The 26,290-nt window shown below is 65.6% G+C and carries 26 protein-coding genes; 15 read left to right on the forward strand and 11 right to left on the reverse strand.

Going from position 1 to position 26,290, the window contains the following annotated elements:
- Window positions 1–11: 11 nt before the first annotated feature.
- Both LJ760_RS12435 and LJ760_RS12440 read left to right on the forward strand, forming a co-directional pair.
- Entirely contained in the window at window positions 12–1,826 is a 1,815-nt protein-coding gene (locus LJ760_RS12435) for a gamma-glutamyltransferase family protein (RefSeq protein ID WP_227923478.1), read from the forward strand.
- A gap of 111 nt (window positions 1,827–1,937) precedes the next feature.
- Window positions 1,938–2,900 (forward strand): L-lactate dehydrogenase, encoded by a 963-nt coding sequence (locus LJ760_RS12440; RefSeq protein WP_227923481.1) that lies wholly within the window; start codon window positions 1,938–1,940, stop codon window positions 2,898–2,900.
- 40 nt (window positions 2,901–2,940) lie between these two features.
- On the opposite strand, the gene putP is transcribed toward LJ760_RS12440, so the two are convergent.
- Both putP and LJ760_RS12450 read right to left on the reverse strand, forming a co-directional pair.
- Window positions 2,941–4,449 carry a sodium/proline symporter PutP gene (gene putP, locus LJ760_RS12445; RefSeq protein WP_227923484.1) on the reverse strand — a complete coding sequence of 503 codons (1,509 nt, stop codon included), beginning with the start codon at window positions 4,447–4,449 and terminating at the stop codon, window positions 2,941–2,943.
- A gap of 59 nt (window positions 4,450–4,508) precedes the next feature.
- Window positions 4,509–5,237 carry a DUF72 domain-containing protein gene (locus LJ760_RS12450; protein ID WP_227923488.1) on the reverse strand — a complete coding sequence of 243 codons (729 nt, stop codon included), beginning with the start codon at window positions 5,235–5,237 and terminating at the stop codon, window positions 4,509–4,511.
- 124 nt (window positions 5,238–5,361) lie between these two features.
- On the opposite strand from LJ760_RS12450, the gene LJ760_RS12455 reads away from it, so the two are divergent.
- From LJ760_RS12455 to LJ760_RS12475, 5 genes are all read left to right on the forward strand, one after another.
- Window positions 5,362–6,351: an LLM class flavin-dependent oxidoreductase gene (locus tag LJ760_RS12455; protein ID WP_227923491.1), complete on the forward strand. Its 990-nt coding sequence runs from the start codon at window positions 5,362–5,364 to the stop codon at window positions 6,349–6,351.
- A 49-nt stretch (window positions 6,352–6,400) separates the two neighbouring features.
- Window positions 6,401–6,871: an acyl-CoA thioesterase gene (locus LJ760_RS12460; protein ID WP_227923493.1), complete on the forward strand. Its 471-nt coding sequence runs from the start codon at window positions 6,401–6,403 to the stop codon at window positions 6,869–6,871.
- A 79-nt stretch (window positions 6,872–6,950) separates the two neighbouring features.
- Complete coding sequence (locus LJ760_RS17505; protein ID WP_227923495.1) at window positions 6,951–7,496, forward strand: DUF421 domain-containing protein; 546 nt, start codon at window positions 6,951–6,953, stop codon at window positions 7,494–7,496.
- A 71-nt stretch (window positions 7,497–7,567) separates the two neighbouring features.
- A complete protein-coding gene (locus tag LJ760_RS12470; RefSeq protein ID WP_227923497.1) occupies window positions 7,568–8,335 on the forward strand; it encodes a VWA domain-containing protein in 768 nt (255 codons plus the stop codon).
- 202 nt (window positions 8,336–8,537) lie between these two features.
- Window positions 8,538–8,741 carry a cold-shock protein gene (locus tag LJ760_RS12475; RefSeq protein ID WP_146362594.1) on the forward strand — a complete coding sequence of 68 codons (204 nt, stop codon included), beginning with the start codon at window positions 8,538–8,540 and terminating at the stop codon, window positions 8,739–8,741.
- 872 nt (window positions 8,742–9,613) lie between these two features.
- Here the strand turns inward: LJ760_RS12475 and glsA are convergent.
- Window positions 9,614–11,428: a glutaminase A gene (gene glsA, locus LJ760_RS12480; protein WP_227923500.1), complete on the reverse strand. Its 1,815-nt coding sequence runs from the start codon at window positions 11,426–11,428 to the stop codon at window positions 9,614–9,616.
- Window positions 11,429–11,634: 206 nt separating this feature from the next.
- Between glsA and LJ760_RS12485 the strand changes: the two genes are divergently transcribed.
- From LJ760_RS12485 to LJ760_RS12515, 7 genes are all read left to right on the forward strand, one after another.
- Complete coding sequence (locus tag LJ760_RS12485; RefSeq protein ID WP_146362590.1) at window positions 11,635–11,838, forward strand: cold-shock protein; 204 nt, start codon at window positions 11,635–11,637, stop codon at window positions 11,836–11,838.
- A gap of 269 nt (window positions 11,839–12,107) precedes the next feature.
- On the forward strand, window positions 12,108–13,406 hold the full coding sequence (locus tag LJ760_RS12490; RefSeq protein ID WP_227923502.1) for an Nramp family divalent metal transporter: 1,299 nt from the start codon (window positions 12,108–12,110) through the stop codon (window positions 13,404–13,406).
- A gap of 185 nt (window positions 13,407–13,591) precedes the next feature.
- Complete coding sequence (locus LJ760_RS12495) at window positions 13,592–15,055, forward strand: serine/threonine-protein kinase (protein WP_227923505.1); 1,464 nt, start codon at window positions 13,592–13,594, stop codon at window positions 15,053–15,055.
- Window positions 15,056–15,082: 27 nt separating this feature from the next.
- Window positions 15,083–15,496, forward strand: coding sequence for a YchJ family protein (locus tag LJ760_RS12500; protein WP_227923507.1), 414 nt, complete (start codon window positions 15,083–15,085; stop codon window positions 15,494–15,496).
- 148 nt (window positions 15,497–15,644) lie between these two features.
- On the forward strand, window positions 15,645–16,700 hold the full coding sequence (locus tag LJ760_RS12505; protein WP_227923509.1) for a zinc-dependent alcohol dehydrogenase family protein: 1,056 nt from the start codon (window positions 15,645–15,647) through the stop codon (window positions 16,698–16,700).
- A gap of 132 nt (window positions 16,701–16,832) precedes the next feature.
- Window positions 16,833–17,849: a zinc-binding dehydrogenase gene (locus LJ760_RS12510; RefSeq protein WP_227923511.1), complete on the forward strand. Its 1,017-nt coding sequence runs from the start codon at window positions 16,833–16,835 to the stop codon at window positions 17,847–17,849.
- Window positions 17,850–17,941: 92 nt separating this feature from the next.
- A complete protein-coding gene (locus tag LJ760_RS12515) occupies window positions 17,942–19,339 on the forward strand; it encodes an HNH endonuclease signature motif containing protein (protein WP_227923512.1) in 1,398 nt (465 codons plus the stop codon).
- A gap of 89 nt (window positions 19,340–19,428) precedes the next feature.
- Here LJ760_RS12515 and LJ760_RS12520 read toward each other — a convergent pair whose 3' ends face one another.
- From LJ760_RS12520 to LJ760_RS12550, 7 genes are read right to left on the reverse strand one after another with little or no spacing between them, the layout of a single operon-like run.
- Window positions 19,429–20,151: an AAA family ATPase gene (locus LJ760_RS12520; protein ID WP_227923513.1), complete on the reverse strand. Its 723-nt coding sequence runs from the start codon at window positions 20,149–20,151 to the stop codon at window positions 19,429–19,431.
- On the reverse strand, window positions 20,033–21,040 hold the full coding sequence (locus LJ760_RS12525) for an urease accessory protein UreD (RefSeq protein ID WP_227923516.1): 1,008 nt from the start codon (window positions 21,038–21,040) through the stop codon (window positions 20,033–20,035). The genes LJ760_RS12520 and LJ760_RS12525 overlap by 119 nt, the downstream gene beginning before the upstream one ends.
- Entirely contained in the window at window positions 21,006–21,761 is a 756-nt protein-coding gene (ureG, locus tag LJ760_RS12530) for an urease accessory protein UreG (RefSeq protein WP_227923518.1), read from the reverse strand. Before ureG ends, LJ760_RS12525 begins: the two co-directional genes overlap by 35 nt.
- A complete protein-coding gene (locus LJ760_RS12535; protein ID WP_227923521.1) occupies window positions 21,754–22,437 on the reverse strand; it encodes an urease accessory protein UreF in 684 nt (227 codons plus the stop codon). Before LJ760_RS12535 ends, ureG begins: the two co-directional genes overlap by 8 nt.
- 8 nt (window positions 22,438–22,445) lie before the next feature.
- Window positions 22,446–24,152, reverse strand: coding sequence for an urease subunit alpha (locus LJ760_RS12540; protein ID WP_227923523.1), 1,707 nt, complete (start codon window positions 24,150–24,152; stop codon window positions 22,446–22,448).
- Between the two features lie 2 nt (window positions 24,153–24,154).
- A complete protein-coding gene (locus LJ760_RS12545; RefSeq protein WP_331460724.1) occupies window positions 24,155–24,472 on the reverse strand; it encodes an urease subunit beta in 318 nt (105 codons plus the stop codon).
- A complete protein-coding gene (locus LJ760_RS12550; protein ID WP_227923527.1) occupies window positions 24,469–24,771 on the reverse strand; it encodes an urease subunit gamma in 303 nt (100 codons plus the stop codon). The genes LJ760_RS12545 and LJ760_RS12550 overlap by 4 nt, the downstream gene beginning before the upstream one ends.
- A gap of 96 nt (window positions 24,772–24,867) precedes the next feature.
- Here LJ760_RS12550 and LJ760_RS12555 point away from each other — a divergent pair, with 96 nt between their 5' ends.
- A complete protein-coding gene (locus tag LJ760_RS12555) occupies window positions 24,868–25,617 on the forward strand; it encodes a sulfite exporter TauE/SafE family protein (RefSeq protein ID WP_227923529.1) in 750 nt (249 codons plus the stop codon).
- Between the two features lie 9 nt (window positions 25,618–25,626).
- Here the strand turns inward: LJ760_RS12555 and LJ760_RS17510 are convergent, their stop codons facing one another.
- On the reverse strand, window positions 25,627–26,271 hold the full coding sequence (locus LJ760_RS17510) for a hypothetical protein (protein WP_331460725.1): 645 nt from the start codon (window positions 26,269–26,271) through the stop codon (window positions 25,627–25,629).
- Between the last annotated feature and the right edge of the window lie 19 nt (window positions 26,272–26,290).

Below are 26,290 nucleotides of genomic sequence, written 5' to 3' on the forward strand. Positions count from 1 at the left end.
AAAGATGCCCCATGACCTACACCGCCCCGGATTCCTTCACCACCCGGCCCACCCTGCAGGGCACCTTCGGGATGAGTGCGTCTACGCACTGGTTGGCTACGGCGTCAGCCCAGGCCGTCCTGGAGCGCGGAGGAAACGCCTTCGACGCCGCAGTAGCCGGCGGCTTTGTGCTGCACGTTGTGGAACCGCACCTGAACGGTCCGGGCGGGGACATGACCGGTGTTTTCGCGACGGCGGAGAACCCCGGCGAACCGGTGGTGCTGATGGGCCAGGGACCGGCGCCCGCCGCAGCCACCCGGGAGCACTACCTCGCCGAAGGCCTGGAACTGGTGCCCGGCGCCGGTGCCCTCGCCGCAGCCGTCCCCGCCGCCGTCGACGCGTGGCTGTTGCTGCTGCGGGAGCACGGCAGCTGGGAACTGACAGACGTTCTGGCCTTCGCCGTGGACTACGCCCGCAACGGTCATCCCGTCCTGGCCCGGGTCGGAGCCACCATCGAATCCGTGGCGGAGCTGTTCACCGACCACTGGCCCAGCTCGGCGGCCCAGTGGATGCCGGAGGGGCGCGTTCCGCGTGAGGGCGACATCATCCGCAACGAGGCCTATGCCAGTGTGCTGGACCGGCTGGTCGACGCCGGTTCCGGCGCCGGAAGCCGGGAAGACCGGATAGACGCCGCCCGGCGTGAATGGCGCGAGGGTTTCGTGGCGCAGGCAGCGGCGGATTTCGCGGCCGTACCGCACCGCCACTCCTCGGGGACGGACCATGCCGGCGTTATTACCGCCGCAGACTTCGCGGCCTTCGAAGCGGGTTTTGAACCTGCTGTCACGTTCGATTTCCGCGGCTACACCATTGCCAAGACCGGAGCCTGGGGGCAGGGGCCTGCATTGCTGCAGACCCTGGCCATCCTCGCCGGCTTCGACGACGACCGTCTGGACCCGTCCACGGCGCTGGGCGCACACACCATCCTGGAAGCCCAGAAGCTGGCCATCGCGGACCGCGAGGCATACTACGGTGACGCTCAGGTGCCCCTGGACTACCTGCTCAGCGAGGAATACGCGGCCGGCCGCCGCGCCCTGATCACCGACACCGCCTCCGCTGAATTCCGCTCCGGTACGGTGCCGGGACACACGCCCTTCGTGCCGCCGCTGCGCACGGAGTACCTGCCGCCGGCCCTGGCGGGAGCGGGCAGCGCCGGTTTTGCCGGCGTCGGCGAACCGACAGTGATGCCCACCGGCGAGACCCGCGGGGATACCTGCCACATCGATGTCGCGGACCGGTGGGGGAACATGGTTTCCGCCACCCCGTCGGGAGGCTGGCTGCAGTCCTCCCCGACCATCCCGGAACTCGGTTTCTGCCTGGGCTCGCGGCTGCAGATGACCTGGCTGGAAGAGGGCGCGCCGTCCACTTTGGTGCCGGGGAAACGGCCGCGCACCACTCTGACCCCCACGCTGGTGCTGAAGGACGGCAAACCGGTGGTTGCCCTGGGTTCGCCCGGCGGGGACCAGCAGGATCAGTGGCAGCTGCTGTACCTGCTGCGCACGATCGTCGGCGGGTACACCCCGCAGCAGGCCATTGACGCCCCCGCCCTGCACACCACGTCCATTCCCGGTTCTTTCTGGCCGCGCACCTGGACACCCGGCGGCGCGGTGGTCGAAGACCGGCTGGGGGAGGACGTGATTGCCGAGCTGGAATCCCGGGGCCATGTGGTGACCCGGGCCGGGGACTGGGCACTGGGGCGGTTGTCCTCTGTGGTCCGGGAGCCGGATTCGGGCCTCCTGCAGGCAGCAGCGAATCCGCGGGGAGCGCAGGGGTATGCAGCCGGGCGGTGAGACCGGCTTACCCCCTGCTCAGGGGGAGGGGAGTCCCGCCCGTTCCGTTCGGGTGAGCCCCGAGCCTATAGTTCAAGAGGGGTTCCTTCCTACTGTGAGCGAGGCTTCAAGATGGCCAATATCACCACCCGACCCGTCACAAAACTTGGAATCGTGGGAGCCGGAAGTGTCGGCACGTCCATGGCATACGCAGCGATCATCCGGGACACTGCCCGCCAGATTGCGATCTACGACATCGACGCCGTCCGGGCCGAGGCCGAAGGTCTGGACCTGGCCCACGGCACCCAGTTCACCGGCGCCAACACGGTCACCGGCGGAGGCAATATCGAGGACCTGGCCGGGGCGGACGTTATAGCCATCACCGCCGGAGCACGCCAGCAGCCGGGCCAGAGCCGGCTGGACCTGGCCGGCGCCAACGTGCGGATCCTGGAGAAGCTGATGCCGCAGCTGATGGAACAGGCGCCGGACGCCGTCTACATCATGGTCACCAACCCGGCCGACGTCCTCGCCGTTGCCGCACAGAAAATCGCCGGCCTGCCGCGCAACCGGATGTTTTCCTCCGGAACGGTCCTGGACACCTCTCGGCTGCGACTGCTGCTGGCCCGCGAAGCGCACGTACTGATGACCAGCGTGCACGCCACCATCATCGGTGAACACGGCGACAGCGAGTTCCCTGTCTGGTCCAACGCGACCATCGGCCCGGTGCCCATCCGGGAATGGGAAATCAGCGGGCGGCAGGTTTTCACCGATGAGTTCCTTGCCGCCGCCACGGACGACGTCGTCAACGCCGCCTACAAGGTGATCGAGGGCAAGGGAGCAACGAACTACGCGATCGGACTGGCCGGAGTGCGAATTATCGAGGCGGTGCTGAATGCCGAAAACGCAGTCCTGCCCGTTGCGGCCACGCTGGACGGGGAGTACGGGATCAGCGGTGTTGCACTGTCCCTCCCCTCCATCGTGGGCCACAACGGGGTCTACAAGATGCTCGAAATGCCGCTGGACGAGGCCGAGACCGGGAAGCTCATGGCCTCGGCCGAGACCCTGCAGGGCACTCTGAAGTCACTGGGAATCTGACGGACCCGTAAGGCGCACGGGCCTTACAGGTCCGGGGTTCCTAGCTGACTGCTGACGGCTCGGGTTCCTGTGCCGGTTCCTTCGCGAGCCGGACGGCGTCGTTGAATTCGGCGTCAACCTCCGGCGAGGGTTTGTGGGTCAGCAGGCTGACCACCACGGTGAGGGCCACGTTGATGATGAAGCCGGGAACAATCTCGTACAGGGTTCCCGAGAGCGCATCCACGCTGCCCCAGATGTAGGCCGTGAGGGCGCCGGCAATCATGCCCGTCAGCGAGCCCGCAGTACTCAGCCGCCGCCAGAACAGCGCCAGCAGGATGGTCGGTCCGAAGGAAGCGCCGAATCCGGCCCAGGCGAAGCCCACCAGGTCAAGAATGGTGTCATTGCGGCCCAGCGCAATCAGGATGGAGATCACGGAGACCACCAGGACGCCAAGCCGGCCGAGCATCATCAGGGACCGAGGGGAGGCCTCGCGGCGAAGCGCAATCCGGTACAGGTCTTCGACCAGCGCCGACGACGTCACGATCAGCTGGGAGGAAATGGTGCTCATGATCGCGGCCAGCACGGCGGCCAGGACAAAGCCGGCCACCAGCGGGTGGAAGAAGATCTGCGCCAGGCTCAGGAAAACCGCTTCGGGTTCGTCGAGGGTCAGGTTGTTCTGCTGGAAGTACGCCACGCCTACCAGCGCCGTGAGGATGGCGCCGACCACGCTGAACAGCATCCAGCCGACGCCGATCCGGCGGCCGGCTTTCGCATCGGCGGGGGAGCGCAGCGCCATGAAGCGGACAATGATGTGCGGCTGGCCGAAGTAGCCCAGCCCCCAGGCGAGTGCGGAAATGATGCCCAGCGCTGTGCCGCCGGCAATCGGGTCCAGCATGTCCGGATTCACCTCGCGGAGGGAATCGGTCATGCCGCCGAAACCGCCCACATTAACCAGGCCGACCACGGGAACCAGCACCAGGGCGGCCACCATCATCAGGCCCTGCACCACGTCGGTGTAGCTGGCCGCGAGGAATCCGCCGAAGAGCGTGTAGGCAATGGTGACGACGGCGACGATCAGCATGCCGGTCACATAGCTTGAGCCGAAGGAGCTTTCGAAGAAGACGCCGCCGGCGACCATGCCGGAGGAGACGTAGAAGGTGAAGAAGACCAGGATGATCAGGCCCGACACCACCCGTAGAAGCCGTGACCGGTCCCGAAGCCGGTTCTCCAGGAAACTGGGCACCGTGATCGAATTGTTCGCGACCATCGTGTAGGCGCGGAGGCGGGGTGCCACGAACTTCCAGTTCAGCCAGGCCCCGACGGTCAGGCCGACGGCAATCCAGCCTTCCACCAATCCCGAAACATAGATGGCGCCCGGCAGGCCCATCAGCAGCCAGCCGGACATGTCGGAGGCGCCTGCGCTGAGGGCGGCGACGCCGGGCTTCAAGTCCCGTCCCGCGAGCATGTAGTCGTCCAGGCTGTTGGTCTTGCGGTAGGCCCACCAGCCGATCGCCAGCATGGCGAGCATATAGATCGTCATGGCGATCACTTTGTACGTCTGATCTGTCATTGCTTAGTTGCCGTTCACTAGGTGCGTGTGAGGAGTACGGCGTCCAAGTATGTCAGGAATCACATAGATGTAAGTTCCCGCAGCCGCCAGGCGTTCCGGACCGCATGCCCACCGAGGTCGTTGTTGAAGTAGGCATAAACGTCCTTGCCCGCGGCGTCCCACTCGCGGATCCGGGCCGCCCACCACTGCAGGTCTTCCTCGGTGTAGGAATCGACGTAGAGCTGCTCAGGGTTCGGTCCGTGCAACCGGACGTACACAAACGGGGCGGTGGCGCGCAGGGTGCACGGCAGGTGCGCGCCGCTCATTACGGTGTAGGCGGCGCCGTGGCATTCCAGCAGCTGGAAGACCTCTTCGTCATTCCAGCTGTCGTGCCGGAACTCCACCGCCACCCTGATGTTGTCGGGGAGTTTCGCCAGGATGTAGTCCAGGCGGTCGTCGTCGCGCTCCATATCCGGGGAAAGCTGAAGAAGGAACACACCGCTGCGGTCTCCCAGCGCGGCGAAACAGCGCTCGATCCGGCCGATCCACTCATCCGGATCCCGCAGCTTCCGCCCGTGGGTGAGTCCCCGGGGAGCCTTGACCGAAAAGACGTACCCTTCCTGCAGCCGGTCCTGGTAGGCGGCGAACGCCTCCTCGCGGGGCCAGCGGTAAAAGCTGCCGTTAAACTCGACGGTGTCGAATTCACTCGCATACTTTTCCAGCCATACCCGGGCCGGCACGCCCTTGGGGTACAGCACGTTGCGCCAGTGGTTGTAGGCCCAGCCCGATGTTCCGATATGGATGCTCACACCATCCAAACTAGCCGCTGGCTGTGCACCCGGTGATGAAATAACCCGGGCGCCGTCGCCGTTGCAACTAGCGTGCCCGGACAAAAAGGCCCGGCGCGCAAGCAACTGAAAGGCAAGTCCCCCTATGAGTGTTCCGCTCTCAATTCTCGATCTCGCCATCATCGATGAGGGCGAGACCGCACGTGATTCCTTTGCGTCTTCGCTGGCGCTGGCCCAGGAAGCGGAAAAGCTGGGTTACACCCGCATCTGGTACGCAGAGCACCACAACATGCCCACCATTGCCTCCTCGGCCACCAGCGTGCTGATCGGCTACATCGCCGCGCACACCCGGAGCATTCGGCTCGGCGCCGGCGGCGTTATGCTGCCCAACCACGCCCCGCTGACCATTGCGGAGCAGTTCGGCACCCTGGAAACGCTGTTCCCGGGCCGGATTGACCTCGGCCTCGGCCGGGCTCCCGGCACGGACCAGAAGACGCTGCACGCGCTGCGCCGGGACCACATGTCCTCGGACAGCTTCCCGCAGGATGTCCAGGAACTGCAGGGATACCTGAGCGGCAACACCCTCATTCCGGGCATCAACGCGACGCCGGGAGCCGGCACCAACGTGCCGCTGTACATCCTCGGCTCCTCCCTCTTCGGCGCCAAGCTGGCGGCCGCGCTGGGACTGCCGTACTCCTTTGCCTCGCACTTCGCCCCGCAGGCACTGCAGGACGCAGTGACCATCTACCGCCGCGACTTCAAGCCCTCGGCCCAGCTGGCCGAGCCGTACGTGATTGCCGGCGTGAACGTGGTGGCCGCCGAGACCACCGAAGAGGCCCAGCAGATGTTCGCCGATTCGCAGCGCCGCCGGGTGACCCAGCTCTTCGGCCGGGACCGCACCTTCACCGATGAAGAGGCGGATGCCATCCTTCAGTCGCCGGGCGGACAGCAGGTCAAGCAGATGGGCCGCTACTCGGCCGTCGGCAACCCCGAGGAAGTCCGGGACTACCTCGACTGGTTCACGGGACATGCGCAGGCCGATGAACTGATCGTTGCCACTCAGACCGCCACGCTGGAATCGCGGCTCCGCTCCTTCCAGCTGCTCGCGGACGCGGCGCTGCCGGTCCGCGCCTGAACCATGCCTCATCCACAGCGGCCCGGAGCTGCTGTGCTAGATATGAAGGATGAGTTCTAACCTCCACGTCATCTCCTGTTCCGTCGGCATGCGCTGGGGGGACATGGATGCCTACGGGCATATCAACAATGTTGAGATCGTCCGGATGCTCGAGGAAGCACGCGTGCATGCCTTCGGCCCTCCCGGCGGAACGGGAGGGCCGGGGGACAATCCCGCCGTTCCGCTGTTCAGCGATGTTCCGCCCGGCACCCAGTCCCTCGTCGTGGAACACCGGGTCCGGTACGTAGCGGAACTGACCTACCGGAACATTCCGGCCGACGTCGACGTCTGGATCAGCGCGGTAAAGGGCGCCAGCCTGACACTCTCGTACGTGATCCATGACCCGGTGACTGGGCAGGCCTGTGTCCGGGCGGAAACCACGCTGGCCTTTGTCGACGGCGCCACGGGTACGCTGCAGCGCCTGACGCCGACCCAGCGGGAAATGGCAGCAGCCCACACAGGAGCCTCCGTTTTCGCCTGAGCTCCCCGCCGGCACGCGTCCGCCATTAACATCTTTGGTAGTCCCGGCAGGTCCAGCCCGGTAACCAAGGAGATGCACCGTGTGGCACAACCTCGGCATCACCCCGTCCGAAGCTCTTTGGGTTGTCGTGAGTGCCCTCGGCATTTACGCAGCCTTCTCCCTGCTGGTCCGCGGCTTTGGGCAGCGCGCACTGGCCAGCTGGTCCACGCTGGACCGCGCCATCGTTATTGCCCTGGGCGCTGTGCTTGGCCGGGTGGTCCTCGGCTACACGCCGACCCTTGCGGCCGGCGTCATCGGATTGGCCACGATGTTCGGGATGCTGCGGGTGGAGGGCTACCTTCGCCGGAGCCGGCATGGAGCCTACCTCACCAGCCGGCCGATCCTCCTGATGGCCGGAAGCGAGGTGGTGCAGGAGGGATTGCGTAAGGCGCACATCCTGGAGGAGGAGCTGTTCTTCAAGCTGAGGCAGTCCGGCATTCGGAACCTGACCGAAGTGGCCGTGGCGATTCTGGAACCTACGGGCGAGGTCAGCATCCTGCGCCGGGGCGAGCGCATTGATCCGCTGCTGCTGACCCGGGTCCCTAACCAATCCCGGATTCCACGGGAACTGGTGCTCCCGGAGTAGGTGTTCCGTGTCCGGGTAGGCTTCTGCGTACCTGCCCCGAGACGGGCGCCACACTCACCTAAAGGACCACGATGCCCCTTTCACTCGACAAGGTTGCCGAGAAGGCTCCTTCCCTCCTCAGCCTCGCGAAGAACGCCTCAGCTGCCGTGGACATGTCCGGCCTGAACGGTCAGACCGCCAAAGTCGCGCTTGTCCTGGACTTTTCCGGCTCCATGCACTCGCAGTACAAGTCCGGTGCCATGCAGCGGCTGGCGGAGAAGGTCCTGGCCTTAGCCACCCAGTTCGACGACGACGGCGCCATCGACTTCTTCGTCTTCGACAGCGGTGCGGCTCACCTGGGTGAAATCAGCCTCGACGATTTCAGCGACGGCGTCTCCCGCCTGATCGGTAAGCGGCGGATGGGTACCACTAACTACGCAGCGGCCTTCCTTGCCGTCCGTGACCACTTCGGGTTTCCGCCGGCTCTGAAGACGCCTACGCGGAAGGGGCTGTTCGGCGGCCCGAAGAAGGTGGAGCCGGCAGCAGGCACAGTGCCCGCCGACCAGCCCGTCTACGCCCTCTTCCTGACGGACGGCGCTCCTGACAGCAAGGCGGCGGCAGTCAAGGCGCTGACCGAGGTCAGTACAACGCCGATCTTCTGGAAGTTCCTGTCCATCGGCCGCGAGGAGATGGCTTTCCTGCAGAAACTCGATGACCTCGAAGAACGGTTCATGGACAACGCCGACTACAAGGCGGTGGGGGACACCGACCAGCTTTCCGACGTAGCCCTGTTCGACGCCATGCTCGACGAGTATCCAGCCTGGATCGCTGAGGCCCGCAGCAAGGGCCTGATCAGGTAATCGGGGGGTGCGGGGGAGTGGATTAGGCGTCCGGGCAAACCTCGTGTAGGCTGAAACGCAGTTGTTGTGTTGCGCATTTTGTATTTCAAGTGGCGAAACCCAATTGGTCTAGCTGCTTTTTCTGTAGAAGCGGTAAAGGAACACCGCGACTGAAACCGCCCGAAAGTCGGGATGTGTTTCGAATGCAGAAGGAATTAAAAAAATGGCTACAGGTACCGTGAAATGGTTCAACTCCGAAAAGGGCTTCGGCTTCATTGAGCCCGACGACGGCAGCGCCGACGTCTTCGCTCACTACTCCGCGATCAACTCCAACGGCTACAAGTCGCTGGACGAGAACCAGAAGGTTAGCTTCGACACCGAGCAGGGCCCCAAGGGCCCGCAGGCCTCGAACATCCAGGCCCTCTAATATTCTTAGAGACTTTGTAACGGCCGCTTAGCGCCGATACTACATAGAGCAGGACGGGATCTCCCGTCCTGCTCTTGTGTTTAACCGGCGTGCTCGGGACGGGTCTGTCGCGGGCAACGGTCCATGCCGGACCGGTTCGTGGTCCAGGCGCTGCTGCCGTGTCTACGGTCTGCCGTTGTCTGCCGGGCCAGGCTGCCGCCCTGCAGCTCGTCGGAGGCGGATTTCCCCTGCGGGTTGGGAAAAAACCTACGGTTTGTGTCAATTACTGCACTGCGTAGTGTGGGGATTTTCCCAAACCATGGGGATTTTCCCAAAGTGGAGGGAATCGGACAAACCGGAAAAGGCACCGGGCCGGGCCGGGGTTCGAAGGACCCCGCAGCTCCCGTGCAGGCGCCGGGGCCGTGCCTACGGTCTGCCGATGTCTGCCAACCCCGCGGCGGCGATTCCCTGCAGTTTGGGCGTTTCCCTGCAGTTTGTCCGGATTCCCGCGCTGCGCGGAGCAGGGATTGCCACAAATTGCAGGGATCCGGACAAAGCGTAGGGAATCCGGGCGCGGAAGAAGCCTTCCTAACCAACGTGTGTGGGGTTCAGTAGCGTTTGGGTGCCGTCCGGCACGTTTCCGTCCAAGACTGCGGGAGGTTGCCGGCAGCGAAGGTTCCGACAAGCCCACCCGTGCAGGCGCCCGGGTTAGGCGGCTTTAATATTCCTGCGAGCTCTGCGAGCAAGGAATTTCGTTGCCGCCGTTCCGGGCTCCGGAGCGGGAGCGGGCGCCTGAGCGGGAGGCGCAGGAGCGGGAACGGGCGCCGGACCGGGAGGCGCCGGAGCGGGAGCCGCCGGAGCAACTAGAGCTGGAGCGGTCCGCCGCAGCGCCCTCAGTCGTGAATCCGGACGGCTGCCTCGCGCAGGTACTGTTCAACCCGGCTGTACGCGTCCTGGGTCAGGGCCTTCCACAGGTTCATGCTCAGCACCGGATCCTTTTCAGCCAGCTCGTCAATCGAGTCGGCAGTCAGCACCTTGACCTTCACCGGTCCCGCCGCCTTGACGGTGGTTTCCTGGCGTTTATCCTCACCCATCGCCATTTCACCGAAGGTCATGCCCGGACCCAGCGTGGCGAGTTTGACCCTGCTGCCGTCCGGACCGGGCATGGACGTGGTGATGTGCCCGGAAACGATGAAGAAGACACCCCCGAAGCGCTGGCCCACGCGCCGGACCACGTCGCCGTCGTCGTACGCCCGGTCCTCCATCATTTGCTGCAGCAGCTGCGCTTCTTCGGGGTCCAGCGGGCTGAGCGCCGGGGAGTCGGCGGGGTCGATGCGGTCCGGCAGGACAAGCTCGGTGCCGTAGCCCTCCAGCAGCCTGTTTTCGCACCACTCGATGGCGGCGGAACGCATGGTGAAGGATGCCGTCTTCCGGTCCAGTTCCTGCAGCGCGGTCGTAACCGAACCCTCGACATCCACCAGGGCCAGTTCCCGCCCGGCACGGCGGAGCATGTCTTCCGCCTCGGCAATCAGCCGGATAGCGACGTCGGACACTTCATCCACGCTGCGCAGGTCGGCAATGACGAGTTCGACGTCGTCGGGCAGCTCGGTGAGGGCCCGGACCATGGACTCGGCCCCGGCGAAGAGGAGGTCGCCGTTGAGCTCGATGACCTGTACCCGATGGCCGTGCTGGGCCAGGATCTCCGCGGCCTCGTCCGTGCGCCGGATGCCGGAGGGGGTGGAGGTGATGTCATAGATGGCGCGGATGGCGGAGCGGCCGGTCCGTGCAGCCCGGACAAAGTGGAGGCCCAGGTCGTGGGAGAGCCGCTGGCTGACCGCCACCCCGCGCACGCTGTTGCCGTGGGCGTCCAGGGGAGGGGAAAAGACGGCCAGGCCCACCTGACCGGGGAGGACGGCAAGGATACCGCCGGCCACCCCGGACTTTGCGGGCATGCCTACGCTGCTGATCCAGGATCCCGCGTCGTCGTACATGCCGCAGGTGGTCATCACCGAAAGGACGCGTTCCACCGAGGCCAGGTCCAGGACTTCTTCTCCGGAGAGGGGATGGCGGCCGCTGTTGGCCAGGGTGGCGGCCATCAGGGCCAGGTCGCGGGTATTGACCATGACCGAGCACTGCCGGAAGTAGTCCTTGATAATCGGGGCGGGATCGGACTCGATGATTCCGAAGGAACGCAGCAGATAGGCCAGCGCGGTGTTGCGGTGGCCGGACCTCAGCTCGGAGGCGTAAATCCGCTGGCTCACGTCGAGGTCACGGCCGGCGAAGGCCGAATAGGTATCCAGGATGCGCTTGAACCGGGACCTGCCGCCGGATCCTTTGACCAGGGAGGTGGCGGTCAGGGCGCCGGCATTGATCATCGCGTTGGCCGGGCGGCCGGTACCTTCGGCCAGGGAGATTTCGTTGAAGGAGTCCCCGGACGGTTCCACGTCCACCTTCTCGTCCACCGCATCCATGCCCAGGTCTGCGAGGGCCAGGGCGTAGGTGAAGGGCTTGGAGATGGACTGGATGCTGAACTCCTCGCGGGTATCCCCAACCTCATAGACAAAGCCGTCAGCGGTGGCGAGAGCAATCCCGAAGCAATCCGGGTCCACATTGGCCATGGCCGGAATGCCGCGGTACGGGGTGCCGTCTTTCAATCCGGCTATCTCGGCGTGGATCCTGCGTAGGTAGTTCTCGATCGGGGAGTCCATACTTCAAGCCTAGGGGCTTGCGGAGGGGTGACTCTCCACGGGGTGCGCGGTATACTTTTGTTGTTGCAGTGTTGTGCAATTTGTACGTTCAAGCGGCGAAACCCAGATCTAGGGCCAGCCGCTTTTTCTGTATTTTGCATGGAAGGCACGGCAACGTGAAACTCCCCGAAGGTCGGGGCAGGTTTCGTTCAGAAGGATGATTAAAAATGGCAACAGGTACCGTGAAATGGTTCAACGCTGAAAAGGGCTTCGGATTCATCGAGCCCGATGACGGCAGCGCCGATGTTTTCGCCCACTACTCCGCTATCAACTCCAGTGGCTACCGGTCTCTCGAAGAGAACCAGAAGGTCACTTTCGACACCGAGCAGGGCCCCAAGGGTCCGCAGGCGGTTAACATCCAGGCTGTCTAATAAGACATTAGGTCCGTTTCACGGGCCGGCTTGAATCAGGAGCAGGACGGGATTAATTCCCGTCCTGCTTTTGTTTTGCCCGCCGGATTCTTTCGCTGGCCGTCCATTGCCGCCCCCGCGGGCGGCCGAGGGCACGTGAGCAATCTAACGCAGGATGACTCGCCGAATTCCGTGTGCCCCTGCCCGGATGCGAAGATAACCGGGCTCGGAGTGACGTGCACCATAGGATAAGCTCCGGCCACACGCGCACCCAAGGTTAGGAACCAGCCATGTCTGCTGACACCCCTCCCAAGAGGCCCGTAAACCACTCCGATGCAGTGGACGACGACGGCGGCGCACCCGCCAAATGGAAGGTGGTCGGTCCCGGGCTTGTGGTGGCGGCTACCGGCGTCGGCGCCGCCGATATGGTGGCCACCCTCGTTGCCGGGTCCCGCTACGGGTACGCGTTGCTCTGGGCGGTGATCCTCGGCGTCGTCCTGAAAATCATCCTGGTGGAGGGTGCCGGGCGTTTCACCCTTGCAACCGGCCTGACCATCTTCGAGGGCTGGCGGTCACTGGGTAAATGGACCACCTGGTACTTCGGCCCGTACATCATGATCTGGGGCTTCATCTATGGAGCCACCGCCATGTCCTCCGCCGCGTTGCCGCTGGCCGCCGTTTTTCCCGCCCTCCCGCTGACTGCGTGGGCAGTCCTGATGGGACTGGCCGGTTTCGTCATGGTCTGGTTCGGCCGATACGCGACCTTCGAGAAAATCACCGCAGTGCTGGTGGGGCTGATGTTCGTCACGGTGGTGGGTCTGGCCGTGATTGCCGTGCCGAATATTCCGGCGATGTTCGCCGGACTGGTTCCGATGATCCCCGAGGGCGGAGTGTTCTACACACTGGCACTCGCCGGCGGTGTGGGTGGAACCATCACCTTGGCGGCGTACGGGTATTGGCTGCGGGAAAAGGGCTGGTACACCCCCAAATGGATGCGGGTCATGCGCATCGACAATTCCATGGCTTACGTGATGACAGGCATTTTCGTGGTGGCGATGCTCATTGTCGGCGCAGAAGTGGTCCGTTCCGCAGGAGTGTCCCTTTCCAGCGGCGACGCCGGCCTGCTGGATCTGTACGACGTGCTGAAGGTGGAGTACGGAGACGTGGTCGGCACCGGGTTCCTGATCGGGTTCTGGGCCGCGTCCTTCTCCTCGATTATCGGGGTGTGGAACGGGGTCTCGCTGATGTTCGCCGATTTCTGGGGGAACATCCGCGGCAAGGAATCCGGCCATCCCGACACCCGTATCGGCGGAAAGTACTTCCGCTTCTACGTCCTCTGGCTGACCTTCCCGCCGATGATCCTGTTCCAGCTTGGACAACCCATCGGCCTGATCCTGGTCTACGGTGTGCTGGGTTCGCTGTTTATGCCCTTCCTTGCGGTGACCCTGCTTGGCCTGCTCAACGGCCGCCGCATTCCCAAGCAATGGGCCAACAAGCTCCATACCAACCTCGCCCTTGGTTTCACGGCGCTGCTGTTCATTGCGCTGGGTATCCAGCAGCTGTGGGACAACATCGCCAAGGCGCTGTAGCGGTACGGAAACATCCGGACGAGCTCCAGCAGACCGGCCCGCCGCGGACCTTTCGCGGCGGGCTAGTTTAGCGCAGCAGGCGGGCTTCCACGAGGGGTAAAACAGAGTAAAAGAAAAGTGCTTACGGGTCATCTACGCAGCGATTCTGCTCAGCTACGCTATTAGCGGCGAGAGAAGGTTGCAGGATGGAAACCAGCGCAACGGGTGGCCTCGACAGGCTCATCGCAGGCCGATACCGAGTCATCGAACCAATTGGACGCGGGGGCATGGCCACCGTCTATCGAGGCCAGGATGAAGCGCTCGGCCGCGACATTGCGGTGAAGCTCTTCCGCGCCAGTGCCGTGGCTCCGGACGACATCGGGCGGCAGGAAAACGAGATGCGCCTCCTCGCTTCACTTTCGCATCCGGGCCTGGTCACCCTGTTCGATGCGGGCAAGGACGACGCCGATCCCGGCGAAGGGAACGGCAAAGCGGGGGAGCCTCGGACCTATCTGGTCATGGAGCTGGTGGACGGGCCGGACCTGCGCAAGCGCCTGCGCGAGGGGGCCGTCCTGTCTGCGGATGTCCCCTTCATCGGGGCCGAGCTGGCGGGAGCCCTGGCCTATATCCATGACAGGGGTGTGGTTCACCGTGACGTTAAGCCGGCAAACATCCTGCTGCCGCCGGCTGTCGCGGGGACATCGCCGCGGGCCAAGCTGACGGATTTCGGTATCGCCCGGATTCTGGGCGGCGCCCGGATCACTGCTGCGGGTGCCACCCTCGGCACCGCCAACTACCTCAGCCCGGAACAGGCGTCCGGACTGGGGGCAGAACCGGCAAGCGATATTTACTCCCTTGGCCTGGTGCTGCTTGAAGCCGTCACGGGAAGGGTGGAGTTTAACGGCAGCGCTATCGAGGCGGCGGTCGCCCGCCTGAGCCGCGACCCCGCGGTTCCAGAGTCGCTGGAAAGCCATTGGCGCGGCCTGCTTTCCGCCATGACCAGCCGGGACCCGGACCTGAGGCCGACGGCGGCTGAAGTCTCCGCGACCCTGTTGGACTACCGCTGGGCGGAAGGGACGGTGCAGCCGGGACGGGTGCCGCAGCTGGCCTCGGGCCCGGGCGGACCAGCGGTGCCGCCGGTTCCCGCTGACCGGGCTCCCGCTGACCGGGCTCCCGCCGCACCGGACTGGGACCCGTGGAGCGGACCGGCAACTCAGGCGGATGTTGCCTCCGTGAAAGACAACAACGCCGCCGGGGGAGCCGGCGCCGTCGTTGCCCCAAGGGAAGTCGTCGTTGCCCCAAGGGAAGCGGACGGGACCGATGGCGGCGAGTCCCTGGGCCGGCATCCCTCGGCGCCCCTGCCTTCGGTTCCCCCGCCCATGGAGCTGCCTGCCCTGTCCGGGCAGATCACGTCTCCGCCGAGTGTCCCGCCCACCGTAGGGACGGTAGCCGCAGGGCCGTTGTCCGAGCCGACGCCGCGTGTACAGGTGCTCGCCGAACCGCGGCAGTCCTTCGCCGGACGAGCCCTGCTTGCCGTCCTGGTGATGGCCGTGCTGACGGCAGCGGTGGTCCTGATGCTCGGGCGCGTGGGGGCGCTGCCGGATGGAGGCGTCATTCCAGGGGAGATCGGGCAGAACCTGGAGCGGCTGCAGGACAGCTTCGGGCCGTAACCGGACCAGTCGCGGGATACTGGAGCGATGAGTACCTCTACACCCGTCCCGTCCACCGCTGTCACCGATGAAAGCCGGTGCCCCTGCCTCAGCGGGGAAACCTACGGGAACTGCTGCGGGCGCTTCCACTCCGGAGCCGCCACCGCCCCCACCGCAGAGGCGCTGATGCGCTCGCGGTACAGCGCCTTCGCCACCGGCAACGTCCCCTACCTGCTGGCCACGTGGCATCCGGACCACCGCCCCGCCAACCTCGAGCTGGACGCAGGGATCGAATGGCGGCGGCTGGATATCCTTTCCACCTCCGGCGGCGGCCCCCTGGACAACACCGGAACGGTTGAATTCCGTGCCCACTACCGCGAGGACGGTCAACGCGGTACACAGCAGGAAACAAGCAGTTTTGTTCGTGAACGAGGCCAATGGCTCTATGTGGAGGGCCGATAGCCCGCCGCTTCTTCCGGACAGCCACGGGCGGGACCTAGGCTTGAAAGCATCCGACGGCGGCCCCGAAACAGGCCCGCTCAGGGAAGCTCCCGAAACGCAGGCGCATCAGAGGTCCTGCACGTAAGTCGGATGAGCAGGCGAGGACACTATGAAAGCACTCGTTTACGAAGGCCCCGGCCAGAAGTCCTGGAAGGACGTTCCGGACCCTCAGATCCAAGACCCGCGGGATGCCATCGTCAAGATAGATACCACCACCATCTGCGGCACCGACCTGCATATCCTCAAAGGCGACGTTCCCGCCGTTACACCGGGCCGGATCCTTGGGCATGAGGGGGTTGGCACCGTTACGGAGACCGGGTCCGGCGTGAATGCCTTCAAGACCGGCGACAAAGTGATCCTGTCCTGCGTCTCGGCGGACGGCTCCTGCAGTTTCTGCAAGGACGGGCTCTATTCGCACTGCACCGGAGAGGAAGGGCAGTCCGGCATCGGCTGGATTTTCGGACACCTGATCGACGGGACGCAGGCCGAGTACGTCCGTGTGCCCTACGCGGACACGTCCATGTACCGGCTGCCGGAAAACGTCTCCCAGGAGCATGGTGTCCTGCTCAGTGACATCTTTCCCACCGGGTTTGAAATGGGTGTGCAGTACGGGCAGGTCCAGCCGGGCGACGTCGTCGCAGTGATCGGCGCAGGACCCGTGGGGCTGGCCGTGATTGCGACCTCGGGACTGTACGGTGCCGCGAAAATCATCGCCGTGGACCTGGACGCCAACCGGGTGGAGCAGGCCCGAAAATTCGGTGCCACCCACGGAGTGAACTCCGGGGATAAGAACTGGCGGGAACAGATCATGGACCTGACGGATGGCTGGGGCGTGGACGTCGCCGTGGAGGCCGTGGGCATCCCTGCCACGTTCGAGATGTGCACCAGTATCGTGCGGCCTGGCGGCAACGTGGCCAACGTGGGGGTGCACGGGACGCCCGTGAGCCTGGAACTGGACCGGCTGTGGATCGAGAACATCAACATCAGCATGGGCCTGGTCAACACGAATACCCTGTCCATGCTCCTGAAGTTGATTGCCGAGGGGAAGCTGCCGGCCGAGGAGTTCATCAGCCACCGCTACTCGCTGGCCGACATCCTCACGGCGTACGACACCTTCTCCCGGGCCGCCGAAACGAACGCGCTTAAGGTGATCCTGCAGGCCTGAACTTTTCTTCTGCGGGCAGGAGGGCGGCAGCCGGTTCCGGTTGCCGCCTTTTTGCGCCGCGGCGGCACTGGCAGATAATGAGAACTGCGGCCGCATCTGCCTCCGCAGTTCTGAGTTCAGAAGAGGTTTTCCATGTCTAACGGCACCATGATTGCAGGACGGCTCAACGTTGAGACCGGCACGTTCGCCATGAAGGAAGTTCCGATTCCCGATCCCGGTCCGGGCTTTGTCCGTATCAAGGTCGGAGCTGCGGGCGTGTGCCTGTCCGACGTCCACCTGATCCAGGGCATGCTGCGTCCGCAGTTCCTCGAGGGCAACGAGGTCACCCTCGGCCACGAAGTGGCCGGCACTGTGGACCTTCCCGGTGCAGGTGTCACCTCCGTTGCTCCCGGAGACCGGGTGGTGGTGCAGGCCGGGTACGAATACAACGGCGTCACGCTGACCATGGGTGTTGATTTCGACGGCGGCTGGGCCGAGTACCTCGTGGTTCCCGCCGGTGTGCTGGTGCCGCTGGGGGATGACATCCCCTTCGACCAGGCCTCCATCATTCCCGACGCCGTGTCCACTCCTTGGGCTGCCATTGCCTCCACTGCTGAAGTGCGCGCCGGTGAAGCAGTGGGCGTTTGGGGCATCGGCGGGCTCGGTGCCCACGGCGTCCAGCTGCTGCGCCTGATTGGTGCCGCGCCCATCATTGCCGTTGATCCCATCCCCGAGGCCCGCGAGCGTGCCCTGGAATTCGGTGCCGATCTGGCGCTTGATCCGATGGCGGAGGACTTCTCGGAGGCGATGAAGGCCGCCACTGCCGGCCAGGGGCTCGACGTCGCCCTGGACTTCGCCGGTGTTGACGCCGTCCGGACGCAGGCTATCAACTGCCTGGGCCGGAGCGGACGCCTCGTGCTCGTGGGTCTGTCCGGCAAGCCGATGACCATCAATGACAGCACCGGTTTCTCCTACGCACGCAAGCAGATCCGCGGCCATTACGGCTCGGACGCGCACCACGTGCCGCAGCTGGTGTCCCTGGCCCGGCTGGGCCGGCTCGATTTCGCCAAGTCCGTCAGCGCGCGCATCCCGCTGGCCGACGCCGAGCAGGCGGTCAAGGCGCTCGACGCGAAGGAAGGCAACCCGATCCGCCTGGTGCTGATCCCGTAGCTTCGTCTGCGCGGGGAAATACCTGAGTAGGTGGTCTTCACAGGGCACTTCAGCACTCTCAAAATGTCGGTGCGGGGTGATGGTCTAGGGGTATGGAAAGCCTTCCGGAATCCTCTATCGACCTTGTTGGCGGCGCCCGCGGCAGCGGTCCGCTGGGGTTTGCCGTGGAAGGCCCGTCCACGCCGGGGACGGGGGTGCACGGCGTTGTCCGGATGGATCCAGCGGCGGACATGGACCCGGCCGCTGCTCTGGACGCCCTCACGGACCTTGCCCGGCTCAAGGCCTGGACGGATGCCCAAACAGTCCTTGTGGTGGAGCGGGTCAAGGAGCTGGTAGCTCCGGCCTTGGAACAATACGGCCGCGGCCCCATGCATGTAGATGACGTCGCGGCTACTGAGGTTGCCTGTGCCCTTAACGTTTCCGGCCGGACAGCGCTGGCGTTGGTGAAGGAGTCCTATGCGCTGTCCGGCGATTTTCGGCGGACGCTGGGAGCGTTGAGCCGCGGCGAGTGCAGTTATCCCCAGGCCCGCGAAATCCTGCATGGACTCGTCGGGGTTCCTTCCGGGTGCACGGAAGGGCTTGAAGCGGAGCTGCTTGAAGCCGCCTGTGATCTGCCACCCGCCCGGCTCGCCGCCAAGGCCCGACGCCTGCGGGAAGTGCTGCACCCCGAAAGCGTCGGCGTGCGGCGCCGGAGGGCAGAATCGGACCGTTGCATCCGCCTCTTTCCGGACCAGGACGGTATGTCCTGGCTCAACGCCTACCTTCCCGCCGAGCAGGCCGAGGGGATCTTCCGCCGGCTGACAAACGCCGCCCGGTCCATGCAGTCCGGGAACGATCCGGTTCCCAGCGGGCAGCGCGGGGACCAGGACCGGAACCTCGCCCAACTCCGGGCTGACCTGTTCTGCGACCTTCTCACCGGAAGCAGCAGCGACGGGGCCGGGCTGCAAGCCCAGGTGCTGGTCACTGTTCCGGTGCTTACCTTCCTGGGGCTCTCCGGCCAGCCAGGAGATCTGGAAGGGTACGGTCCCATCGATCCGGATACCGCCCGGAAGCTTGCCGCGGGAGCAGGCTCGTTCCTTCGGCTGCTGACCGACCCGGTCTCCGGTGCGGCCCTGGCACTGGACCGAAAACGGTACCGGGTACCCAAAGATCTCCGGACTTGGATCCGGGTGCGGGACCGAACCTGTCGCTTCCCGGGCTGTGGGGTGTCGGCCGGTTCCTGCGAAGCGGACCACACGGTGCCTTGGTGTGAAGGCGGAGCCACAGATCATGGGAACCTGGGGTCGTGGTGCCGCAAACACCACAAACGCAAGAGCGAGGCTCTCTGGAAAGCGGATCAGCCCACACCGGGGGAGTTCGAGTTCCGGTCCGTCCTGGGCCGGCGTTATCAAACCCGGTCCGATCCACCGACGGCTGCGGTCCCTGCTGGTTTTCCTGCCGCGGTATTGCAGGCGGATCCGTACCCGGACCCCGGTCCACCGCCGTTCTAGGTCCGGCCGGTTGAAGTCCGGTCCGCTAAGCCACTCCCTAGCGCTGTCACTCGCCGCCGCAGCGCGGTGTGGCTTAGCGAGGCAGGTGGCTACAGCCGGCGCAGGTAGCGTTCCGGACCGTTGAGGAAACTCTTCCAATTGGTCACCAAGTCGAGTTCGTCCCACTCACGCTCCCGGAATCCCCACGGACCCAGTTCGAGGATCCGGGCTCCCGGAAGCGAGGCGAGAAGCGGCGAGTGGGTGGAGAGCAGAACCTGCGACTTGCCGTCTGCAAGCTTCTCCTTAAGCACACCCAGCAGGGCCATGCACCCGGAGAAGGACAAAGCGGACTCGGGTTCGTCCAGCACCCACAGCCCCGGGCCGCGGAACCTGTCTTCCGCCAGGGCCAGGAAGGATTCCCCGTGCGAGAGCGAATGGAACTCCACATCCAGGTGGGATGTGGAGGGGTTCTGCTCCAGGTAGGTGAAGAAGCCGTGCATCGTCTCGGCGCGCAGGAAGTAGCCCCGCTTCGTCCCGCCGGGATTACGCACCAGCTGCAGATGGCGGCTGAGCTCCGATTCGGTGCTGCGGGTGGTGTGGCGGGCGCCGGTGGAACCGCCTTCGGGGGAGAGGCCGAAAGCGAGAGCCACCGACTCGATCAGCGTGGACTTGCCGGACCCGTTTTCGCCCACAAAGACCGTGGCCTGGGCAAGGTCAAGGCCCTCCTTCAGCAGCTGGGCCACCGGCGGGAGGGTTGCTGGCCACTTCTGCCGGTCCAGAGGTTCCAAGGGGTGCTCCCGAACCTGGCGGATGGGGTATCGGTCCGTGAACATACGCAGATTCTGCCACGAACAGGCGTGCCGGATCAGGCCGGGGCTCACCCAGCAGCTGATCCTTCCACAACCGGTAGACGGGGTCGGTTTCCCGTGCGGCTTCATGCGCCGTACCCGAAAGCGCCCGGATCACGGCTCCCTCCGCCGCCAAATCCAGGCGCCGTGCGCTGCCGTCACCGGGCCTGGCGCCGCCGTTCGGATGCAGGGCCTGCGGCCGCCAACCGGCCGCCGTCGCGCTGGACAGCACCTTGGCGGTGCCCAGGACGCCGACGGCGCGGTGCCGCGTTCCGCGCAGGTCAAGGTCTTCGTACAGGTAGTCCCCGTTCGGACCGGTCAGCCGGGCGATGCTCCGCAGCGGCCCGGCCTCCTCGCCGGAGCGGCCGAGGACCAGCGTTTCGCGGATCAACAAGCGGGCGCCGGGGCCCAGCTTCACACGGGTTTCACGGAGCACGTTGGACCCGGCGGCAGCCACAAAAGGCGCTCCCTCCCAGATCATCACCGCGCCCTCAGCCAGCACCGCCTCCAGCGTCCAGCGGGACTGCTTGCCCTCGGCGTCGTAAGCCACCATGCCGGCCGGCTCGACCACCTCCAAGGTGACGCCCGGACCCACAGACACTTCAATCCGGACATCGTCTCCGCCGAGCAGCATCATGTGGATGCCGATCAGTGCCACCCGCAGCTGCCGTGCGCCGGAACCGCCGGAACCGCCGGAACCGCAGGCAACCGGACGGGGAGCCAGATAATGCCCCTGGTCCAGGAGCGCGAAGCGTGCGCCATCACCGGCGGCTTCCACCGCGATGCGGGTAGGCCGCTGCCCGGGGTGCGCACCGGCCGGTGCGGGAGCAGGCACCCGCTCAGTGCTGGTGGCGGACAGTGTCTCCCTCCCCATGCGTATGGACAAACCCGCCGTCCTCGTCCGCATGGAAATGCGGAGCCATGGGACCGGGATCCTGCGGCGTGTGCAGCCCTGACCGGTGCAGCGCCACCATCCCGCGGACCCAGGCGCAGAGTTCGTCCACGGTGTCCTGCTGTTTGCGGGAAAGGGCCAGCACCGGAGCGCCGTCCCGCGCCTCGACGGCGTCCGCCACCATCTGTTCCACGTCCACTTCCACGTACGGAGCCAGATCGATTTTGTTGATCACCAGCAGATCGGCACGGGCAATACCCGGCCCGCCCTTCCTCGCGACATCGCCGCCGCCGGCAACGTCCAGGACAAAGATCTGTGCGTCCACCAGGGCAGGGGAGAAGGTGGCAGTGAGGTTGTCGCCGCCGCTTTCGACCAGGACGAGGTCCAGCGGAGCGAAGTCCGCCTCCAGGTCCTCAACGGCAAGCAGGTTGGTGGTCACGTCATCGCGGATGGCCGTGTGCGGACAGGCACCGGTTTCCACTGCGCGGATGCGCTCCTCCGGAAGCACACCTGCGGAGCGGAGAAACCGGGCATCCTCATCCGTGTAGATGTCGTTGGTGATCACGCCGATCTGCAGCTCGCCGGCCATGGACCGGCAGATGGTGGCAATCAGCGAGCTCTTGCCGGTACCCACCGGACCGGCAACGCCCAGGCGCAGTGAACGGGTGGACGGGGCAGCAGCGGGGAACGAATTGTCAGGCAACGAACAGCCTCCTTGTTCTAGTGGTGTGGTCTTCGGCCCAGTGCTCCATCAACGGGGCACTGAGGGCGGGAATATCGTCTAAGCCGCCAATGAGCAACGACTCCACGGCGACGGCGTCGATCTCTCCGGAAGCGTCCAGGATCCAGGTGGTGGCATCCATCGGATCGATGGGCAGCAGCTTCAGGGCAGCTGCCACCACCGACTGCGCATCGTCGTAGCAGCAGAGCCGGGCGAGCTGCAGCTCTCCGACGCCGAGCGCGGCAGCGGTCACGCCCAGGGCCACCGGGCGGGTGGGGCGCGGGACGGTCCGCTGCAGCTCGATGACGGCGGGAGAGTCCGGTTTCAGCTTCCCGGCCAGGCGCAGCATGCCCCGCCCCAGTCGGCGGGAGGCTTCCCGCTGCGCAGCGGAGGGTGTCCGTGCATCGAGGGCAGCTTCGATCCGGGCAAAGCTGATGTCCGCTACGCCGCAGGCGGACCTGTGCGCCAGCACCGCGGCGGCGGTTTCCACCCGGACCACTGTGTGCAGCCGGGCGAGCAGGTAGGGATACACGCCGTCGACCCCCAGGCCTGCCAGGACCGCAGGTTCCAGGCCCGCCGAATGTGAGTACGCTCCGGAAGGCAACCGCGAATCGGCCAGCAGGAAAGCGGCAACACCGGCGTCGGGAGCTGGCAGCATCGGTTCCACTAGAAAAGCGAGTAACGCTGGGTCAGGGGCAGCTCGGACGCGGGGGCCGGTTCAATGACCTGCCCGTCGATGCTGACCATGAATGTTTCCGGGTTCACCTGGATGTCCGGCAGCGCCGTGTTGTTCGGCAATGACGCCTTGGTGACGTCCCGGGTGGAGCGGATGGCGGTCAGTGTGCGGGTCAGCCCGAGGCGGTCCGCCAATCCGTCGTCGAGCGCGGCCGGCGCCACGAAGGAGGTGGACAGATGCGGAGCCGACGACGCCGTTCCCGCCAGCGCTTCCCGCATCCAGACGGGCTGGGGCGTGGGCAGGGTGGCATTGGGATCACCCATCTGGCCGGCCACAATGGCTCCGCCCTTGATCACCAGCGTGGGACGGATGCCGAAGAACGCCGGATCCCACAGCACCAGGTCCGCCATTTTGCCGACCTCGACGGATCCGACCTCGTGGTCGATGCCGTGCGCCACCGCCGGGCAGATGGTGTATTTGGCAATGTAGCGGCGCACCCGCTCATTGTCGGCCGGAAGCTGTGACTGCGTGGCGCCCATGTACTCCTTCATAACGTGCGCCACCTGCCAGGTGCGGGTGATCGTTTCGCCGATGCGTCCCATGGCCTGGGCGTCGGAAGAGGTAATGGACATGGCGCCGAGGTCCTGGAGGACGTCCTCGGCCATCATGGTGTTGGCCCGGATCCGGGACTCGGCAAATGCCAGGTCCTCGGGGATCCGGGGGTTCAGGTGATGGCAGACCATCAGCATGTCCAGATGCTCCGCCACGGTGTTGACCGTGAAGGGGAGGGTTGGGTTGGTCGACGCCGGCAGTACGTTCGCGGCGGCAGCCACCGTGATGATGTCGGGGGCGTGCCCACCGCCGGCACCCTCGGCGTGGAACACATGGATGCCGCGCCCGTTGATCGCCCCCAGCGTGTTCTGGACATAGCCGGCCTCGTTGAGCGAATCCGCGTGCAACGCCACCTGGACGCCCCACCGGTCCGCGGCGGTCAGTGCGGCGTCGATGGCGGCCGGCGTCGAACCCCAGTCCTCGTGGACCTTGTAGCCCGCGGCTCCGGCAAGGGCCTGCTCTTCCAGCGCGGCCTGGCTCACCGTGTTGCCCTTGCCGTAAAGCAGGAAGTTCAGCGGCAGGTGGTCCAGTGCCCGGTGCATCACCTGCAGGTTCCACGCGCCCGGGGTCACTGTCGTCGCCTTGGACCCTTCGGCCGGTCCGGTGCCGCCGCCGCCCACGGTCGTGATGCCGGAGGCAAGCGCCTCCCGCAGGGCGTCGGTGCCCAGCAGATGGACGTGGGTGTCGACGCCGCCGGCTGTGAGGATCCGGCGCTCGCCGGAAATGATCTCGGTCCCGGGGCCGATGACCAGCGCCGGATCGATTCCGTCCATGATGTCCGGGTTGCCCGACTTCCCGATGCCCGCTATCCGGCCGTTCCGGACCCCGACGTCGGCCCGCACAATGCCCCAGTGGTCCACGATGACGACGTTGGTGATCACCAGGTCCAGAGCGCCCTCATCGGAGGTCCGGGTGGACTGGGCCATGGACTCGCGGATGTTCTTGCCGCCGCCGAAGACGGATTCATCCCCGCCGAAGGTGTAATCCTGTTCCGGGCTGATCCAGAGATCCGTATCGCCCAGCCGGATCGAGTCGCCCGTGGTGGGGCCGTACAGATGGGCGTATTCGTGCCTGCTGATCCGCATGTTCAGGCCCCTTCCTGCGCGGTACCCCGTAGTTGAAGGCCGGGAACCGTGCCGGTGCCCGCCAACCGGACGAGGACGACCTCGCGGGAGGCGCCAGGTTCGAAGCGGACGGCCGTACCTGCCGGGACTCCCAGCCGGAAGCCGACGGCGGCATCCCGGTCGAAGCGCAGCGCCGGATTCACGTCTGCGAAATGGAAGTGGGAGCCGATCTGGACCGGACGGTCGCCGTCGTTGGTCACCACCAGGCTGCGGGTGTCACGTCCGGCATTGATCTCCACGTCCCCCTGAGCGGTACGGATCTCGCCCGGCACCAGGCTCATGAGATCGGGTCCGTAATGGTGACCAGCTTGCGGCCGTCAGGAAACGTGGCTTCAATCTGCAGATCCGGAATCATTTCCGGCACCCCTTCCATCACGTCGTCGCGGCGCAGGACCGAGCGTCCCTCGCTCATCAGGTCGGCAACCAGCCCGCCCTCGCGTGCCCGTTCCATCACCCAGCAGGAAAGCAGGGCCACGGCCTCGGGGTAGTTGAGCCGGATGCCGCGTTCGCGGCGGTCCCGTGCCACCATGCCGGCAACACTGAGCAGCAGCTTGTCCTTATCAGCGGGAGTGAGGAACATGCGCCGATTCTGTCACCGGGTTGTTTCCGTGGTGTTGCGTAATTTGCGTAAACAGAGAAATTGGGCGCCTGCAGTTTTCCGCCATAGACTTCGGCAGTGAATTCCGGACTGCTGCTGGCCATCTTGGTCGCCGTTTTTGTTGGGGGAATCGCGCAGCGGGTTGCCGGGATTGGCTTCGGACTGCTGCTGGCGCCGTTCTTCATTGTTGCCCTCGGCCCGTACCAGGGTGTCGTGGTAACCAATGTGTGCGGCATGCTCGCCGCCGGTCTGGTGATCCGGCACGTGTGGCAGCGCATCGACTGGAAAATGTACGCCTCGCTGGCCGTCCCGGCGGCGCTCGGCGTCGTGCTGGGAACGTATGCGGCGTCGGTCCTTCCGGTGGGACCGCTGGAAATCGGAGTCGGCATTTTTATGCTCGCGGCCCTGACTTCATCCCTGGTGCTGAACCGGACCGAGATGGTGCTGCGCGGCGGTTCGCCGAAAGCTGCCGCAGGACTCCTGGCCGGGATCAGCAACTCCATGGCCGGAGCCGGGGTTCCAGCGGTGAGCGCCTACGCGGTACTGGCCCGCTGGCCGCAGGCCTCCTTCATGGCAACCATGCAGCCCTTCCTTGCCACGCTGAGCATCGTGACCCTGGCGGCGCACGCCGTGGTGGACCCGGGGGAGTGGCCGCAGCTCGCCTGGTGGATCTGGGCACTGCTCGGCATCCTCACCATGGCCGGGCTTCGAGCCGGAAGCCGGCTGGCTCCGCACGTTCCCGAGTCCACGGCGCGCCGCGTCGTCGTCGTCCTGGCATATCTGGGAGCCGTGTCCGCCCTCGTCAAGGGGATCATCGACCTGCAGTAGTCGCAGAGCCTATTTGCTGCCGTGCTTCCCGGCACGGTCCTTGGCTGCCTTGGCAACCTTCACGGCTGCAGCCGCCTTGGCGACCTTGGCCACCTTCGCGGCCTTCGCGTGCTTGTCCGCTTTGGCGGCCTTCGCAGTCTTGGCCGCTTTGGCAGCACCCTTGGCAGCACCCTTGGCAGCACCCTTGGTGCCGACCGCTGCTGCGGTACCCATCACCGGAGTCGGAACCGTGACGACCTTGACCTTGGTCTTCGGCCGCTTGCGGTCCAGGACCAGTGCGGCTGCAATCCCGGCCATCCAGGTGTCCTTCGCCAGCCCGAGGCCGTCGGGGGTGGGGCGGATGCCGTCTGCCTCGGTCATCCCCGGCGTCATGAGGTACATCCGCACCATGCCGCCCGAGAAGCAGCCGAGCATGAGTCCGGCCAGACGGCTGGGGACGAACGGGATCAGCAGGGACAGCCCGACGCAGATCTCGGCCGTGCTGATCAGCTTGCCGAATTTTGCCGGTTCAATGTCCTGTACCTGGGGAAAGGCATTGGCGGCCATCTGCTGCAGGTAAGCCGCGTTTTCGGCATCCATGTTGCGCTTGTTGAGGCCGGAGTTGAGGATGTAGGCGCCGGTAGTCAGGCGCAGGGGAATATGGCTGAGTTTCATGGGGGTCCCTTCACAGACG

Origin of the sequence: Arthrobacter sp. zg-Y895 (genome assembly GCF_020731025.1) — a bacterium.
Lineage (GTDB): Bacteria > Actinomycetota > Actinomycetes > Actinomycetales > Micrococcaceae > Arthrobacter_B.